Below are 16,276 nucleotides of genomic sequence, written 5' to 3'. Positions count from 1 at the left end.
AATTAATAGTATTTAGCTTTGTATTTACAGCTGCCTAGTGCAGTCTTTTATTAATTCTAAACAATCAAATAGGTATGAATCCTATTATCTAAAGATTATCTTAATGCAATGTGAAGACATTTAATGAATAAGTGTTTGTACTTACTTTTGCATAAAGAAATGGCGCTGGAAGTTAGTTTGATAAATGTTAATATGATAAGAATTATTTGTAGTGAAATTAATGATGTAAATAAAAATTAGAAAAGAATCGTTATAAAGTTTAGAACACAGCAAATTAGCAATTCTGAGGTATATAATTATATGAATAACAAATACTTAGCTTCAATTGTTCAATTGGCATTATTTACTGTCTCTTTTCAATCTGCTGCATTTCAAAAAAATGAGTATAACCCGATCGTTTTTAATTTTGCTCAACTCTATGATTTTAATCCAGTTAAAGGCAATATCAAAGAACTGAATACCTTTGTTTATAATGAGGATGAAACCATTAATTATCAGTCTGCATTAAAGGTTGGTCGTGATGGTTGTGTTGATAGTTTCACGATGAAACAAAAAAAAGATGAGTATTTAAATAGCATTGCTAACTGGCTTTCAGTCAAGCGAGAAAAAAATAAATTAGTGGGTTCAGATGCAAATGGACCTGTTGAAATGGAAGTGGCAGAGAATTGTTTGATTATTTCAAGAACTGATAGCAATGGAAAGTTAATATATTAGTACAATAATGATGGAATAATTATCGGCTCAATGAGTGCAGAACCTAAAGTTCAATACAGTGAAAACACATATAACGAGAATAACCTTCCTGAGACGATAAAATATTATAAAGATAATGTTGTTTTCTCTGAAAGTATCATTAGTTACGGCAAAGACATAACTAAGCCATTTGATCTTCAAATGGAAATTAAGGCACTTGGTTTGCCAATCTTAGTTGTTGATTCTAAATGTGATTATGACGAGCAAAATATTGCACACAAATGCAACTTTATACTCACAATCGTATCAAATGGAAAAACAATAAAGTTGCCGAAAAGAAGTATTACGGAAACCGTGTTTTACTAGCGGACAATGTATTGAAGCAAATAGATTAAAGATATTTTGAAGAGAATTTAAAAGGGTAGTTAAATAAGCCCCTTACATAATAAGGGGCACTATTTTTATGCTTTTGGATCTGCGCCAAAACGGTTGTCGCCTTTAGTACCCTCTAAGCACATGAAGACGAGCAAAACGATCGCACCAAATGGGATAAATGAGATTAAATACCACCAGCCTGATTTTTCAGTATCATGTAAGCGACGTACAGATACAGCAATGGAAGGGACGATAGTGGCTAACGCATAGATCCCTAATAAAATTCCAGCGATCATTCCTAATCCACCCATTTCGCCTGTTGTGTAATCAACAGATGAAATGATCAATGCATATAGAACCATAATGATGATCATGTTAATAAGAGTAAACATCCAATACTCTTTACGTCTAGCACGACCTTCGAAATTAGCATAGTTATTTTTGATGACTTCTAAATACCAATTCATGTTTATTCCTTGACGAAAAATTGAGTGGTGAGTATAGGTAGAACTTAAATTTGTGTAAATCAGCATTATCTGTATATTTCAAGATAACAGTAAGATAACTCTCAATAAATTAATCCATCTCCCATGAGATAATCTGTTAAAAACAGGCATACTTGCGAAACTTTACATTAATTCTAGCAGCTTATTTCACTTTGCTAAAAGATTGTGCTGGTTTTTTCTTATTTTAAAAATGTATGACTTAAATGAAAATAGTTTTATGTTAGAGATAAAGATAGTATGACCGAGAGTCTTTGTATGGTAGTGCATCTAAGCTCTAAATTTCTTGAGCTCAGTGAGGTAATCTAACCTTTAACCTTTAACCTTTAACCTTTAACCTTTAACCTTTAACCTTTAACCTTTAACTTTAAACGTAAGCACAGTAAAATTAGGCGCATCCTTCTGGTAGTGTTTTTACGTATAAAATTTCAATTTCATTAAAATAAATAGTAATTTAACTATCAGAATAAATATAAAAATTAGAGGACAGCATGAATATTAAGTTCTTATCACTGGCTTCCAGCATAACAACATTTTTTTTACCATTTCAGGCCGGTGCAGTCCCTATGGATAAATATAACCCGGTTGTTTTTAATATGGCTCAACTGTATGATTTTAATCCAGTAAAAGGCAATGTTAAGCATGTTAAATCTGTCGTTTATAATGAAGATGGTTCTATAAACTATGAGTCAGATTTGAAAATAGCAAAGGATGGCTGTATTGAAAGCTTTAGCATGACTCGTACAAAAGATGAGTATATTAACAGTGTACATAATGAGCTTTCTGTTAAACGTGAGAAAAATAAATTGATTGGTCAAGATTCTAATGGACCAGTAGAAATGGAAATTGGAAATAATTGTTTAATTCTATCTAAAAAAGACTCCGATGGTAAATTAACCTACCAGTATAATGCCGATGGTTTCATTAATAGCTCATGGGGCGCGGAACCTAAAACTAAGCTCAGTGCGTTCCACTATGATGAAAACAATCGCTCATACAATGTTTCCTATTACAATGATAATAAATTGTTTTCAGAGATTTCCGTAAGGTATACGAGTGATGAAACTAAGCCGTATGATCTTATTCTAGAAGTTAAAGTGCTCGATCAGTCTGTGCTAACTGTTGATACTCAATGTGAGTATAACCAGCAGGGCGTGTCGCATAAGTGCCAATTTGTATTGACACTTATTTCGGATGGAAAGCAAATTACATTGAAGAAACATAGTACGACGGATGCTTCATTCTATTAGTTGTAGGTCAATGGGGTGTTTTTCTCCATAGGATAAAATGCAATAAGCCCATAAGACCATGTCCCACAATATAAGCTTCGATTAGTCCTGTGAGTGTTTTATGAATATTTCTTGCTTCAGGGGCTAATGATGAGTTTTGCCACCATAAAATAAACCAAGTTACACCAGAAAGGATAACTAGCGCCAATGCACCCAGTCCAAGCCCTTGGACACTTGTTGCTAACCCTTTAGGTGAGCTGTCAGGAAGCTTTAAATTAAATAAGCTTGTGATATCGTTTTTTATCTGAGTGAGATCCCCCCATAAATAAGGATAGAAATATCTAAATCCTCGATTTGAGAGACAGACAAAAATGAGAATGGCCGCTAAAAATAATAAACAAAACCCAATGATAATGTGTAGCCAAGTAAAATAATACGCAAGACCACTTGTTGGGATTACGCCACTTTTACTGACAGACATCCAATTGCTGATGATAATTTGCCCAATGACCAATAAAAATATCATGCAATGAGTTAAGCGAATCGCGGGCGTTTGATAAACACCAAAAAACTGCCAAATAGATTTAAACAGTTTCATGTTATTCCTTAAAAGAATTCTTTTTCTATTACTCTATGTTGTAGTCTTTTTACTTATGAAATTCAATAAGTTTATTTTGATGATAAGAATTAGATGGATAGATTTACGTAATGTAAATAAGAATTATTTTTATCCAATAAAAGACAGAGTGATTGAAAGTCATGTGATTTGACCGAATATAGCATTAAGAAATGTAAAATTAATATTATATTGGGAAATAGTCATGAATAAGATGGTATTTGTGGAGCAGGCATTAAAAGCGGTTCTTGGTAAACAAATTGGAGAGTTAGCTATAATTAAGCAATTCTTCTCATCGGATTATGTGCAAGTAGTTGACGGAAAAATGATTAATTTTTCTGAGTTCTACTCGCATATGCAGGTTTTAAAAGAAGCCACCGAGAGCATTACGATAGAAATTAAGTCAATTGCAGAAGGTGAAAATTGTGTTCATACGCAACATATTGCGAAAGCAATAAAAAAAGAGGGCACGGTGAGTGAATTTGAAGTATTTGCTTGCTTTCATTTGATGGATGGAAAAATTATTCGATGTGAAGAGCTGACGAGAATGTTATCAGGCTCAAAACACGATAATGATTTGGGTTCTAGAACATAAATATATTTATAAAGGCAATCAACATGAAGCCATGTAGCTAATATAGGGGTTATTGTAATTAGCTACATGATTAAGTGTTATTTTATGCAGGATAAGTGAGTTGCATACCGGTTCCAACTTCTTGTACAGGGGCGTGTTTTGCCAAATGAATTTTAGCAGCTAAGTCCGTGCAATGGCATGGGTGGATCTGCAATAAATTCTGTTTTTTAAAATACTCACTGGTTTGGTGTAACAGCTCATCGGACGCTTTTTGTAAATGAAATCCGCCGATGACAGTCACAATTTTGTCTATTTTAGTGACTCGCTTAGCATGCTCGACAATGTTACAGATCCCAGAGTGTGAGCATCCCGTAATAACAATCAGCCCCTCGGAGGTTTTAATCGCAAGGGCGCTGTCATCCAGTACATAATCATCAACACTGTTATTATGTTCATCGATAGTTTTACCTACCGGCTCTTTTCCTTCAAACGTGTTATTTCGTGGGATCTCACCTAAGAAAATGACATTCTCAGAAACAGAGTAAGAACCTTTAGTTTCAACTGTATCAAAGTAGGCGGTTAAAACATTCTTAGGGGTATTCGCGCCAATAACTTTTGAGTCATAACTTTTAGGTTGCAAAGCATCCGGATGATAAATCAATTTTTTGGATTGCTGGGATTCAACATTTCGGCGATCTAAATATTGAATAAGGTGATTAATTCCCCATGTGTGGTCATTATGACCATGGGATAAAACGAGGTCAGTAATTTGAGCAAGGTCGATATTGAGGATATTGGCATTGTTAATGAAAACATCGGAATAGCCAGTATCAAATAGGATTTTTTTACCGTCAGCTTCAATGTGGTAGCAAACTGCGGGTTCGCCACAAAAATAACTGTCAATCAGGGTGTTGTTATCAACGAGTACAGAAATTTTTATTGTCATTTTTATCTCTTTAGTTGTTTCATTATACAAAGAGGTTATATCAGAATAATGGCAAAAAATATTCAACCATCGATAAACATATAGGGTGTAAAAAATCACATGTTTAAATATGTGATCGGGAAAGGGTTGTTTATGAAAGTGAACTAGTCAATGTGGATGCTTTAGAGTGATAATCAGTACAAATACTCTTAACCCTATTGAGTTTGCTATGATTTCGTTATTGGTAAAATGCTTGTTTGGTGCACTCGCTGTTTTAGTTATTGCGATTCTCTCGCGTAGCAAAATTTATTATATTGCGGGATTGGTTCCTTTGTTTCCTACTTTTGCATTAATTGCCCATGTGATCGTGGTTCAGGAGCAAGGTGCGGAGGCATTAAGAAAAACAGCATTATTTGGTTTATGGTCACTAATCCCTTATGCAATGTATTTAATCACTGTTTATGTCTTTGCAACCAAATTAACACCGTGGATTTGTTTAAGTTTAGCGACGTTGATTTGGATAGTCGCTGCAGCTGTTTTAGTGTATTTCTGGCAGCTTACTCAGTGAAATTTATTGTTCTAACTCCTTTATTGTGTAAATTGAATGAAATATGCGTTTTTCAGCACTTAAATTTTTATACAACATTTCTGTGTTAGATTTGTACTCGAATTATTTTTTAGACGATTTATAATAATACTTAGTGTGTTCTAATTCGCCATTCTATAGAGAAAAATGTTACTAAGAGTCCTTGTAGTATTATTAGTCGCGGGCTGTTCCTACATAGCAGGTGTGATGACAGAAGTTTCTTCAGATACAGAGATGGACGCAGAGAGTAAAGTCAAAAGCGCCGTTGAAGATTTTCTGGTATATCCATCAGCCGCAACATACAAAAATGTGAAATATCATGTTCTGAATCAGAATGAAGAGGGCGATGAGACTGGCTACTATTGTGGTGAAGTTTTTGGGTTTGAAGATGGTTTACCTTACGGATATAAACGATTTATTGTTCGTTTACATAAAAACAAAGAAGGTAAAACAGTGGTTTCTATTCCACTAGTGGAAAAAGTTGATGATATTGTTCCTGTTGAACAATTTGACCCTATCTGGGAACGTTATTGCAATCGAGAGTAATAAATCATAATAATTAAAAGGCAGATTGATCTTTGTATTATCAACTCTGCCTTATGATTTCATGGTTTTATTGCCAATGTGGCTAGGAATGTTGGCAAGAAATTATCGATAACAAAACGAGGATTTGGCTGCCAATCTTCTTGAAAACCTGCAATGTTAAAGCCCGCCTGTATTTGCCCACCAATTAAGTCCGTCAGTGAATGACCAAAGACAAACGCTTCTTGCTTTGCTTGTTTTGACGCCACCTGTTCCTGCGATAAGTTATCTAATTCTGAAAACGGCATGGTATATCGTGGTCGAATAATTGTATTTTCAGTAGGACTTTTATCTCTATCATCAACAAATACGACAGGGTTAAAAAAGCTTGAGAGCAATCGACCTTGCGGTTTAAGTACCCGAAAGCATTCTTGCCATACAGGATTAACATCGGGAATGTATAAGTTTGAAATTGGGTGAAAAATAATATCAAATGAATTGTCTTCAAACATAGGGAGATAACGCATATCACCTTGAACTGTTGTCAGTGCTAAATTATCCCGCTTAGCCACCATACTATCTTGCGCTAACTGTTTTTCTGACAAATCAAATACTGTCACGATAGCGCCCACAGCAGCCAATATTGGCGCTTGCTGCCCACCCGCAGAAGCTAAACAGAGAATTTTTTTCCCTTTTACGTCACCAAGCCAAGCTTTATTTAATGGGGTTGGCGTTAGATGAATTTCCCAATTTCCTTTTTTTGCTTCTTCAATTGTTTGGCTATCAACCGGAGTAGACCAAGGTTGTTGAGATGCCGCTTGTTTATCCCATGCCTTTTGGTTTGCAGTAATAAAATCCGTCATAAAGTGTACCTATACATACATTAATTGAGGTCATTGTAGTCGCTGTAAGATTAAAGTAAATAAAAAAGCGTACCAATAAGTACATTTAATTTCCATGTTGGGAAATAATGCAAGCTATTTGGCTGGTTATATGTGAAAGCAATCATGAACAAATATGGGAAGATGATTGAAATTAAGGGGTGTTATTCGCATAATATATGCATATTTGAACTCGCCATTGGCTTATCATGCTAGCAAAATTCTATCCTGTTATCTTATTGGTTATTTCCAATGTATTTATGATGTTCGCTTGGTATGGACATTTAAAATTTACGAATAAGCCATTATATATAGTCATATTCTTTAGTTGGTTGATTGCATTTGTAGAATACTGTTTTGCGGTACCTGCAAATCGCTTAGGACACCAATATTACAGCGCCGCTGAATTGAAGACGATGCAAGAAGTGATTACGTTATGCGTATTCGCTGGGTTTTCTGTGCTTTATCTAGGTGAGAGTTTTACAATAAACCATATCATTGGCTTTATTCTTATTTTTGCAGGCGCATTTTTTATTTTTAAAGGTCCTTTTTAGTGAACAGCATCTTCTACTTTATAGAAAGTAGAAGATGCTTAATAAATAATGGGATTTTTACTTACACCCAACCTTTTTGACGAAACTCTTTAAGTACCGCAACGAACTGCTCCATTTCTTGCGGGGTACCTAAGGTTAAGCGGTTCCAACCCATAACAGGTGGAAATTCTCTGCCAACCATAATATTGGCCTCTTTCATACGCTGTTTATAAGTTTTCACATCACCTTTTACTTTGTGGAAAATAAAGTTAGCTTGTGATGGCGCATACTCTAAGCCTAATTCATTAAGCGCAGTTTCAACGATTTTACGTGAAAGATTGTTAGATTTAAGGCTATATTCCAGGAATTTCTTATCTTTCAATGATGCAATGGCAGCGACAGCACCCGCAGTATTGGTGTTATCAATCGAGATAAACTCATCGACCGCTTCAATGATTTCAGGGGTTGCAATGCCGTACCCCACTCGCAGGCCTGCTAATGCGTAAATTTTCGAGAAAGTCCGTGTCACTATTAGGTTTTTTTGTCCTGCTTTGACTAATTCAATTGCGCTTACAAACTGTGGATCTTCAACAAATTCCGCGTAAGCTTCATCAACAATAAAAAACTGTTTATCTGAAACTTTTTTCATCCAGTTATCGAGTGGGCTATGCGGAGTTATCATCGCCGTTGGGTTGTTTGGATTACAGATATAGATAATGGATAAACCATCGTAATCATTGGCGATTTGCTCCATTTTTTTCAGGTCAAAACTCAAGTCCGATTTTAAGGGAACTTTAGTTATTTCTACACCGAGTGGGAGAGCATAAAGTTCAGCATAGTTAAATGTTGGATCTGGAGTGACAAGTTGAATTTTTATGCCATCTTTTCTTGCTTTATTTGCGAGCATGGCGACAGCCGCCTGAATGGTTTCTGACGAACCATTTCCGAGGGTCACATTCTTGCTGTCTAGGCTATGCAGTGTGCCAATATTACCAATAAGCTCAGAGCGTGCGTCATCAGGGTAACGGAATGAACCGGGTAAAGCTTCAATAACCGCTTTTTGTGCACTGGGTGACATTCCCAATGAGTTCTCATTGAAATTGAGTAATAAAGGATGTTGGGCATTTGGTTTAACAAGTGCGCTAGTATTTGCACTTGCTTGATTTAAAACTGAATTTAGTGCTAAGCCACCAGCAATAAGTGAGCTTGATTTTAGAAAAGAACGACGATCCATAATGAGTCCCTGAAATATATTTATCTTGTGTGATTAGATTACTCGAAATAATTCAGTTGTAAATAAATATATAGTTAAAGTGATTTTTTATTCATTTTGTTATATTTCAAAAGGCTGGGTTGAAACGGAGATAATTTTTAAACTGCTCTAATGGCTTGATTATAAATAGTAATTTTGATTAGTTTTAATTTTGGGGAGTGGTGTTAATTATTGCACATTGAATTGATATGGTTGTATATTATCATACATAACGATAACTAATCACAGAGAGAGAATAATGAAACTATTTATGTTTTATGTTGGTGGTAATGCCGGAAAATCCAATATTGAGGTGCACGATATTCAGTTTGCGGCAGTCAACACACCAGAAGAAGCTTGGCCACTATTGCGCGATGCTTGGTTTGGGGATAAAGATAAAATTCATGTGGATGGGTATGCAGATATCAATTGGGTAGATGGGTTCGACATCAGTTTGAGCAAAGAACCATCAGAAAGTGAATACAAACTCTATTTTATTAATGTAGGTGGATATATTTCATCAACACTTGCGGAGCTGCATGAGTTTGATCTCTTTGTGGCAAAAAATGCCCAAGAAGCTAAACAAAAAGCAATTAGCCAGCTCTTAGTGAACAGTCAGCAACAGCATAAAGATAATTTAAAAGATGTTGATGATTGTTTATTGCTACAAAAAATTGGTGAATATTATATTCACCTAAATAAAAATAAGAATGGAGATAAATATCAACCATTATGGCAAGGGTATTTACCAATAGGTATAAATAGCTAACTTTTAGTTAATACGTAATAGCCAGCATTATTAAAGATATTACTGGCTATTATGATTCAGAGTGAAATTTATTGAGCTTCTTGTGTCGCTAAGCTAGGTGAAATTTCAATCACTGCCACTTTCACCATATATTTCTTGTTATTCTCACCCTTTGGTACTTCCGCTGTAATTTTCTTTAACGCTTCTTCTGGCTGAGTGGTTTGTACAGCCGTTGAGTATTGCATCATTCCTTGATGGCGTCCCATATATTGCCCACGGTAAGTACCATCACAGGGTCTGTCATACTGAGATTGATTTGATCCGTTACACCAAGTTCCATTGCCATTTCGGTGATAACCATTACCGTGATAAGCAAATGTAGAGAAACTCACCGCTAATAAGCTGCCGACTAAAATAAGTGATTTTAAATTTTTCATTTTGATTCTCCTCTTTATTTATTATCAGCTTGCCACTGTGTTTTTTTATTTCAATCTTATTTACTTAAATATAGAGAAGTTTCATATTTAAAACACAGTTATTCATTATTTCTTCATACTGATAAAAAATTGTTAAATAAATATTGGTAGTGTTCGAATGGCAATAATTCAATATTATATAAGCTATAAAATGTTAAGTGTAAAATAAATTTATTTTTATTTTGTCAATTAAATGGAACTTTTTGTGCGGCATGAATATCGAGATACTTATTATTGATGGGGTAAAGGTGTTAACATAATCGATAAGCCCATAAGTGTAGTATGAGAAGGATTTGAGATTGAAACGTATAAAAAGCAAGCTACTGATAGTTATATTGTTGGCGTTAGGTGCATTTGCTTATCAGTTTTATACAACGATCGGTGATAGCGATGTCACCAAGCAAGCTGAAAAGCTTATCGAGAATAAGCTAAGTTCAGGTAGTCCTCTGACTTTTGAGGATGTCAAAATTGTCCTGAAAAGCGAATTTAAAGAAGGTGAATGCTACCGAGTCTGTGGTTTTTATCAAACTAGTGAGCAAGGTGATAAGTTACCGTTTGTTGCTAGCGTCAGTGTTCAAGATGGAAAATTCTCTGAACATCATCAATTGATCACCAGTGATACACCAGAACTACGCACTGCTATTGTGTCATTGTGTGAAAAATCACAGTAATTCTATTTAGAGTATTTACGGTATAGCTGCGTATCCAATTCAGGCGTTCGCCTACATTTTTCCCATAAAAAAAGCCAGTAATAAATACTGGCTGCTATAAATTAGCAAAAGCAATGTAAATGAAAATTCGTTATATACATTACCATATAGCGCTTAAAAGAAAAGGACTTTTATACAAAGTCGACTAACATCATTATTAACTATGATCTTGATCAGGGTTTGAAATAGGGGAAAGGGCGAGAGGGATGAGTTCCAGCCTAGCGGTTATCGCTGGAGGCTGGAAAATAGAGCTAGAGTATTATGCTTTTAACCAGTGACCATGATGGAAAACATCTTCAACCAGTTCATGGAGAACGATATGGGCTTCTTTATCATCATGGAAGCCTTTGGTATTGAAGGTGGTTGCACCACTGTCATGTGTAATAAAAAGGTTGCTACCTGGGTATACTTCTAAAACTCTGGCATGCAATTCAGCTGTGAACGCGTCGTAGGATTTTTCAGAGAGCGTTGAGACTAAATCGTCAGAAACTTTGATGTGGATTTCCATATATTACCCTTTGATGTAGAAAGCAAATTAGCGATAAGTGTATTGGTATCATAAAACATTAGCAATAATCTTATTATGATGATTGCAAAACGATTATTCTACTCTGAAATAGGTTTGAGTGGTAGATTTAAAATATAATTCAATGAAGACGTATCAAACTATATTTAATATTTATCATCAATGATTATTCAAAGGAGTAATCATTAAAATTTAGCAATTAGTTATTCAATTTAAAAAATAATTAAATACCATTTAACCAAATACGCGTTCACTTAATTAAATTTAATGATTTTTTACTTATAATAGTAAATTCTGGTTAAAAATTATCATGTTTTTAATCAATTGATTGAGATCGTTCTTAAATTAATCAATCTGGTTGTATCACTTTGTTTTAATAATTATTTTATTTCACTTTTTTACTCTGGCTTGCATGATTATTCGCTGTCTTAAGTATTAAATAGGCTGATGTTCAGAAAAAAATTTACAGAGAAAGTAAAAAAAATATAATTCATGGGTCTTGTTTAATAACATTGATTATTCATGATAAACCATCATGGTTTATATTTTTATTTGTTTAATTACTTAAATAATATGGAGCTAAATAACTCACCAACTAATACATCTATTAGTGGATATAATAAAAGGAGCATAATTTGATAGAATTTATAAACTCAATCAGCAATCTTATTTGGGGCTCGTTATTAATTTATTTATTACTGGGAGCCGGCTTATATTTTACAATACGATCTAAATTTATTCAGTTTAGGCATTTTGGTCACATGTTCGGAGTACTGAAAAATAGCACTCAATCGGACAGCTCAGGTATTTCTTCATTCCAAGCACTATGTACCAGCCTAGCGGCACGAGTCGGTACTGGAAATCTAACGGGTGTTGCTATCGCGATTACGGCAGGCGGCCCTGGCGCTATATTCTGGATGTGGGTCGTTGCATTATTAGGAATGGCGACATCATTTGTTGAATGCACATTAGCGCAGCTTTATAAAACCAAAGATGACCAAGGTAACTATCGCGGCGGACCTTCTTATTACATGGAGAAAGGCTTAAAACAGCGCTGGATGGGTGTATTGTTCTCCATCTTCTTAATTATTGCATTTGGTTTGGTTTTTAATGCAGTTCAAGCGAACTCCATTGCACAAGCAACTGCTGTGGCATTTGATTTTAACCCACTCTATGTTGGAATTACCTTAGTGATCCTCAGTGGCATCATTATTTTTGGTGGATTAAGATCAATTGCTAAAGTTGCCGAATTTGTTGTGCCAATCATGGCTATTGCTTATTTAGTACTGGCTTTCTGGGTCGTCGGTCAAAATATTGAGCGCTTACCTGATGTCTTTATGCTGATTTTCCGTAGCGCCTTTGGTTTACAGGAAGCCGCAGGCGGTGCAATTGGTTATGGTATCGCTCAAGCGATGACGCAAGGCATTCAGCGGGGATTATTCTCGAATGAAGCCGGAATGGGGTCTGCGCCAAATGCAGCGGCATCTGCGTCACCTTATCCACCACACCCAGCCTCCCAAGGCTATGTCCAAATGTTGGGAGTATTCATGGATACCATAGTGATCTGTAGCGCTACAGCCATTATTATTTTGGCTTCTGGCGTGTTAGATCGCCCGGTGGGTAAAATCAATGGTATTGAGCTGACTCAGCTAGCTTTATCTTCTGCGGTGGGCAGCTGGGGAAGTATCTTCGTTGCGATTGCAATTTTCTTTTTTGCCTTTACATCCATCATTGCCAACTATGCTTATGCAGAAAGCAATATGATTTTCTTGGAAAATAATCATACCGCAGGGCTATTTATTTTCCGCTTAGCGACATTGGGAATGGTGATGTTCGGGGCGCTCGGTGAAATGCCACTGATTTGGAAACTTGCGGATATTTCGATGGGCTTAATGGCAGTTACAAACTTGATTGCCATCCTCTTGTTGTCCGGTGTGGCATTTAAACTCGCGAAAGATTACAACCAACAGTTAGGTGCGGGCAAAATTCCAACATTTGATATTAATGATCATCCAGAGCTGAAAAAGCAGCTCAATGAAGGAATTTGGGAAAAGGAATCGGTTGAGCAGTGGGTTAACAACGAAGCCCATTAATTTTGCAGCTGCTGATCGCTGTTGACTGCATTGACCTCAGTTGAAAATTAATAGAAATGTAAGGCGCTTGGATTTATTTCTAAGCGCCTTTTTTATTATTCATTCTCTGGTTAATAAATATAAAAAACTTGCTTTATTGTCTTTAGAGCGTAAGGTTTTGGAGGAAAATAATAACCAAGATAAATATGAAATAAGGTGTTGATCAGGAAGATGAAACTCGGACGATACGCAGCAACATTTTACGGGGTCGTGTCCATATTATTGTGGAGCACGATGGTAGGGCTTGTTCGCAGTACGAGCGAAAACTTTGGCCCTATTGGTGGTGCGGCACTTATCTATTCGATAGGGAGCCTAGTTTTGGTTGTTGTAATGGGATTGCCGAAAATTCATCTTTTCCCTAGACGTTATTTGTTCTGGGGGGCATTTTTATTTGTTAGCTATGAAATTTGCTTTATTTTAGCTCTAGGGCTTGCCAATACTCGTCAGCAAGCCATTGAGCTGGGTATGGTGAATTATTTATGGCCGAGCTTCACAATTGCGTTAGCGGTTTTATTTAATCGGCAGCGTTTTAGCCTATTACTGATTATTGGGCTTATTTTAGCGTTTGCAGGCTTATTGTGGGTTATCTCAGGGGATCAACCTTTGTCCCTGAATGCGATTCTTTCAAATATTCAAAGTAACCCACTGAGCTACGGCTTAGCCTTTGTTGGTGCATTATTGTGGGCTTTCTATAGCAATATTACGAAACGAATGTCGAATGGCTGCAATGGTATGGTGCTGTTTTTTATCATGACATCGGTCGGATTGTGGATCTTATTTATCTTTTCGACGCCAGCGCCATTTAATATCAATGTGAATAGCATCAGTTTGTTATTTGTCACTGCTATTGCAACTGGCGGGGCGAATGCACTTTGGACAGTGGCAATCATTAAAGGCAATGTGGCTTTTCTCGGGACATTGTCCTATTTCACTCCTGTTATCTCTACAGCGTTTTCTTCAATGTTATTGAGCACCGCATTAACACTGGGGTTCTGGCAAGGTGTCTTGATGGTAACCATAGGGTCAATCACCTGTTTTATTGCGACAAGGCGCTGAGTTATGTTTGGGCGTGTAACGAACACTAATAGCGCCGAGGATAAAAATCACACCAAGTAGCTGCAATACCCAATGTTCTGGTAAGCCATGTTGAACAGCATCGATAATGACGCTGGAAAGTACTTGACCACTAATAGCGAAAATAGTGGTTAGTGTGGCGCCAAGTAATGGCAAAACATAGCTGTTTATGATGACAAAGCAAGCACCAATGACGCCTCCTGTAAACGCAATGAGAGGAATGTTTTCAAAGGTAATGTTAAATGAGTCTTGGGCGAACCAAATAATCATGCTTAATAATAAAAATCCCACAACATGATTAATTAAAGAGGCATAAAAAGCATTGGTGACTTGAGATAGCCCTCCATTAATGCTTCGGCTCAGAATAATACAAATTCCATTAGACAGTGCGATCATAATAAAAAACAGTAACATAGATTATTTCCCCAGAATGATGAATGTTGAGCCAATCAGTAGTAGCAACACCGTAATTCCATCCTTTAGCGTTACTTTTCGTTTGGCTAACCCTAAAAATCCTATATGGTCAATGAGTAGCCCTGCCACTATTTGCCCTGTTAGCATCAATACAATGGAACCTGAAAGTGAAAGAGGGCTGTTGACCGTGATCGCGGCGAGTAACACTGTAAAGGCACCAGGGATCCCACCGAGATAGCTCCAGCGGGGAATTTTGTGGTTTCTTTGTGTTTTTCCCAATCGACCTTTGACCATCAACCAGATCAGCAAAGCAACCATGCTACCTATTCCGTGAGTCAACCAAGAGGCTTGTAGTGGCGAGGTAAAAGTAGATAAATAGCTATTACTCATGATCATCAATGTGAGTAAAACACCGGAACACACGGCGATCAGCGAAAGTAAAATCTCTTTTTTCATATTGATTAATTCGGGGTGAATGATTTGCGAAGTATAGGGATTGTCGATGATGAGAAAAACCGTTATAAAGGAAAAACTGTGTTTCTATTAAGTTGACAATAATGAATGTTGATTACACGCTACTCCCTATTTTTATCGCTATTGTCGAGCAGGGCAGCCTGACAAAAGCAGCAGAATCACTGCATATGACAAAATCGGCGGTGAGCAAAAAGTTGATAGCGTTAGAAGCGCAAACGGGGATCCGTTTAATTACACGCTCAACTCGCCACCTGCAACTGACAGAAGCGGGTGAGCTTTACTATTCCTACCTGAAAAAAGCCCATCAAGCGATTAACGAGGGCAATGAAATGCTCTCTCGTTACAGTGGTTCGGTCGATGGAACATTAAAAATCAGCGCTCCAATGATATTTGGTCATTTGCACTTAACCCCACTGCTTCCCGAGTTTTTGAAACGCTGGCCACAATTACATGCAGAGATCGTGTTTGACGATAAGCTGGTGGATTTAGTGGGTGATGGCTTTGATATGGCAGTGCGGATAGGCGAATTACAGGATTCTTCGTTAATTTCTCGAACGTTATCACCTTGCCATAGTGTTTTGTGTGCTTCCCCGAAATGGCTTGAGGAACATGGAAACCCGAATAATCTTGATGAACTCGCTGAGCATAACTGCCTTTTATACAGCTATTTCCAAGCAGGGCAAACATGGTTGTTTACCTATCAGGGAAAGAAAGTTCGATTTACCCCGACGGGGAATTTTCGGGCAAATAGCAGCCTCGCATTGCACCAAGCCGCTTTACAGGGGCTTGGTATTTGCCAGCTACCTCAATTTATTGTCGCACCGGATATTCTCGCTGGGCGATTGGTCACGGTGTTACCGGAGTATCACTTGCCGCTGCATCATATTTATGCGGTCTATCCAAACCGGAAGTTTTTACCTAAAAAGGTGGCGACTTTTCTCGATTTCTTACAGGAAACGCTCGGAAGTTCAGGGGATTATCAGAAAAATTATGAATTGAAATTATTGTGAGTTTTCTGGAATAAGGTCGCTAA

The 16,276-nt window shown here is 36.7% G+C and carries 21 protein-coding genes; 12 read left to right on the top strand and 9 right to left on the bottom strand.

Going from position 1 to position 16,276, the window contains the following annotated elements:
* The first annotated feature begins 300 nt into the window (after positions 1–300).
* Entirely contained in the window at positions 301–714 is a 414-nt protein-coding gene (locus M5X66_RS09530) for a hypothetical protein (RefSeq protein ID WP_270103457.1), read from the top strand.
* A 30-nt stretch (positions 715–744) separates the two neighbouring features.
* Entirely contained in the window at positions 745–1,059 is a 315-nt protein-coding gene (locus M5X66_RS09525) for a hypothetical protein (protein ID WP_270103456.1), read from the top strand.
* A 95-nt stretch (positions 1,060–1,154) separates the two neighbouring features.
* Here the strand turns inward: M5X66_RS09525 and M5X66_RS09520 are convergent, their stop codons facing one another.
* Entirely contained in the window at positions 1,155–1,535 is a 381-nt protein-coding gene (locus M5X66_RS09520; protein ID WP_036953139.1) for a DUF805 domain-containing protein, read from the bottom strand.
* 527 nt (positions 1,536–2,062) lie between these two features.
* On the opposite strand from M5X66_RS09520, the gene M5X66_RS09515 reads away from it, so the two are divergent.
* Positions 2,063–2,821 carry a YnfC family lipoprotein gene (locus M5X66_RS09515; protein ID WP_270103455.1) on the top strand — a complete coding sequence of 253 codons (759 nt, stop codon included), beginning with the start codon at positions 2,063–2,065 and terminating at the stop codon, positions 2,819–2,821.
* A gap of 7 nt (positions 2,822–2,828) precedes the next feature.
* Here the strand turns inward: M5X66_RS09515 and M5X66_RS09510 are convergent, their stop codons facing one another.
* Positions 2,829–3,398 (bottom strand): cytochrome b/b6 domain-containing protein, encoded by a 570-nt coding sequence (locus M5X66_RS09510; protein ID WP_108478015.1) that lies wholly within the window; start codon positions 3,396–3,398, stop codon positions 2,829–2,831.
* Positions 3,399–3,621: 223 nt separating this feature from the next.
* Here M5X66_RS09510 and M5X66_RS09505 point away from each other — a divergent pair, with 223 nt between their 5' ends.
* On the top strand, positions 3,622–4,011 hold the full coding sequence (locus M5X66_RS09505; protein ID WP_036953143.1) for a nuclear transport factor 2 family protein: 390 nt from the start codon (positions 3,622–3,624) through the stop codon (positions 4,009–4,011).
* Between the two features lie 82 nt (positions 4,012–4,093).
* Here M5X66_RS09505 and M5X66_RS09500 read toward each other — a convergent pair whose 3' ends face one another.
* On the bottom strand, positions 4,094–4,936 hold the full coding sequence (locus M5X66_RS09500; protein ID WP_154634596.1) for an MBL fold metallo-hydrolase: 843 nt from the start codon (positions 4,934–4,936) through the stop codon (positions 4,094–4,096).
* 208 nt (positions 4,937–5,144) lie between these two features.
* On the opposite strand from M5X66_RS09500, the gene M5X66_RS09495 reads away from it, so the two are divergent.
* On the top strand, positions 5,145–5,483 hold the full coding sequence (locus tag M5X66_RS09495) for a GlpM family protein (protein ID WP_036953145.1): 339 nt from the start codon (positions 5,145–5,147) through the stop codon (positions 5,481–5,483).
* Between the two features lie 165 nt (positions 5,484–5,648).
* Positions 5,649–6,047, top strand: a complete 399-nt coding sequence (locus M5X66_RS09490; RefSeq protein WP_036953146.1) for a hypothetical protein — start codon at positions 5,649–5,651, stop codon at positions 6,045–6,047.
* Between the two features lie 59 nt (positions 6,048–6,106).
* Here the strand turns inward: M5X66_RS09490 and M5X66_RS09485 are convergent, their stop codons facing one another.
* Positions 6,107–6,886 carry a class I SAM-dependent methyltransferase gene (locus M5X66_RS09485; RefSeq protein WP_036953147.1) on the bottom strand — a complete coding sequence of 260 codons (780 nt, stop codon included), beginning with the start codon at positions 6,884–6,886 and terminating at the stop codon, positions 6,107–6,109.
* Positions 6,887–7,113: 227 nt separating this feature from the next.
* Between M5X66_RS09485 and M5X66_RS09480 the strand changes: the two genes are divergently transcribed.
* Positions 7,114–7,458 carry a DMT family protein gene (locus M5X66_RS09480; protein WP_036953148.1) on the top strand — a complete coding sequence of 115 codons (345 nt, stop codon included), beginning with the start codon at positions 7,114–7,116 and terminating at the stop codon, positions 7,456–7,458.
* Between the two features lie 61 nt (positions 7,459–7,519).
* Here M5X66_RS09480 and M5X66_RS09475 read toward each other — a convergent pair whose 3' ends face one another.
* The gene (locus M5X66_RS09475) at positions 7,520–8,671 is read right to left on the bottom strand and encodes a pyridoxal phosphate-dependent aminotransferase (protein ID WP_108478016.1); all 1,152 of its coding nucleotides are present in this window, start codon (positions 8,669–8,671) and stop codon (positions 7,520–7,522) included.
* Positions 8,672–8,948: 277 nt separating this feature from the next.
* Between M5X66_RS09475 and M5X66_RS09470 the strand changes: the two genes are divergently transcribed.
* Positions 8,949–9,458 carry a DUF1543 domain-containing protein gene (locus M5X66_RS09470; protein ID WP_154609637.1) on the top strand — a complete coding sequence of 170 codons (510 nt, stop codon included), beginning with the start codon at positions 8,949–8,951 and terminating at the stop codon, positions 9,456–9,458.
* A 68-nt stretch (positions 9,459–9,526) separates the two neighbouring features.
* Here M5X66_RS09470 and M5X66_RS09465 read toward each other — a convergent pair whose 3' ends face one another.
* Positions 9,527–9,874, bottom strand: coding sequence for a hypothetical protein (locus M5X66_RS09465; protein WP_154609636.1), 348 nt, complete (start codon positions 9,872–9,874; stop codon positions 9,527–9,529).
* Positions 9,875–10,212: 338 nt separating this feature from the next.
* On the opposite strand from M5X66_RS09465, the gene M5X66_RS09460 reads away from it, so the two are divergent.
* Complete coding sequence (locus M5X66_RS09460; protein WP_270103454.1) at positions 10,213–10,584, top strand: hypothetical protein; 372 nt, start codon at positions 10,213–10,215, stop codon at positions 10,582–10,584.
* Positions 10,585–10,882: 298 nt separating this feature from the next.
* Here M5X66_RS09460 and M5X66_RS09455 read toward each other — a convergent pair whose 3' ends face one another.
* Positions 10,883–11,131 carry a DinI-like family protein gene (locus M5X66_RS09455; RefSeq protein WP_036953155.1) on the bottom strand — a complete coding sequence of 83 codons (249 nt, stop codon included), beginning with the start codon at positions 11,129–11,131 and terminating at the stop codon, positions 10,883–10,885.
* 653 nt (positions 11,132–11,784) lie between these two features.
* Between M5X66_RS09455 and M5X66_RS09450 the strand changes: the two genes are divergently transcribed.
* Together M5X66_RS09450 and yddG are read left to right on the top strand one after the other, a co-directional pair.
* Positions 11,785–13,242 carry an alanine/glycine:cation symporter family protein gene (locus tag M5X66_RS09450; protein WP_270103453.1) on the top strand — a complete coding sequence of 486 codons (1,458 nt, stop codon included), beginning with the start codon at positions 11,785–11,787 and terminating at the stop codon, positions 13,240–13,242.
* 210 nt (positions 13,243–13,452) lie between these two features.
* Positions 13,453–14,337 carry an aromatic amino acid DMT transporter YddG gene (yddG, locus tag M5X66_RS09445; protein WP_036953158.1) on the top strand — a complete coding sequence of 295 codons (885 nt, stop codon included), beginning with the start codon at positions 13,453–13,455 and terminating at the stop codon, positions 14,335–14,337.
* On the opposite strand, the gene M5X66_RS09440 is transcribed toward yddG, so the two are convergent.
* On the bottom strand, positions 14,305–14,769 hold the full coding sequence (locus tag M5X66_RS09440; RefSeq protein WP_036953160.1) for a DMT family transporter: 465 nt from the start codon (positions 14,767–14,769) through the stop codon (positions 14,305–14,307). The genes yddG and M5X66_RS09440 overlap by 33 nt on opposite strands.
* Positions 14,770–14,772: 3 nt before the next feature.
* Positions 14,773–15,225 carry a DMT family transporter gene (locus M5X66_RS09435; RefSeq protein ID WP_036953162.1) on the bottom strand — a complete coding sequence of 151 codons (453 nt, stop codon included), beginning with the start codon at positions 15,223–15,225 and terminating at the stop codon, positions 14,773–14,775.
* Positions 15,226–15,326: 101 nt separating this feature from the next.
* Between M5X66_RS09435 and M5X66_RS09430 the strand changes: the two genes are divergently transcribed.
* Entirely contained in the window at positions 15,327–16,253 is a 927-nt protein-coding gene (locus M5X66_RS09430; protein WP_270103452.1) for a LysR family transcriptional regulator, read from the top strand.
* The last annotated feature ends 23 nt before the right edge of the window (positions 16,254–16,276 follow it).

The sequence above is a fragment of the Providencia sp. PROV188 genome, assembly GCF_027595165.1.
GTDB classification, from domain to species: Bacteria; Pseudomonadota; Gammaproteobacteria; order Enterobacterales; family Enterobacteriaceae; genus Providencia; species Providencia lanzhouensis.
This window is presented reverse-complemented; position numbering and strand designations above follow the sequence as displayed.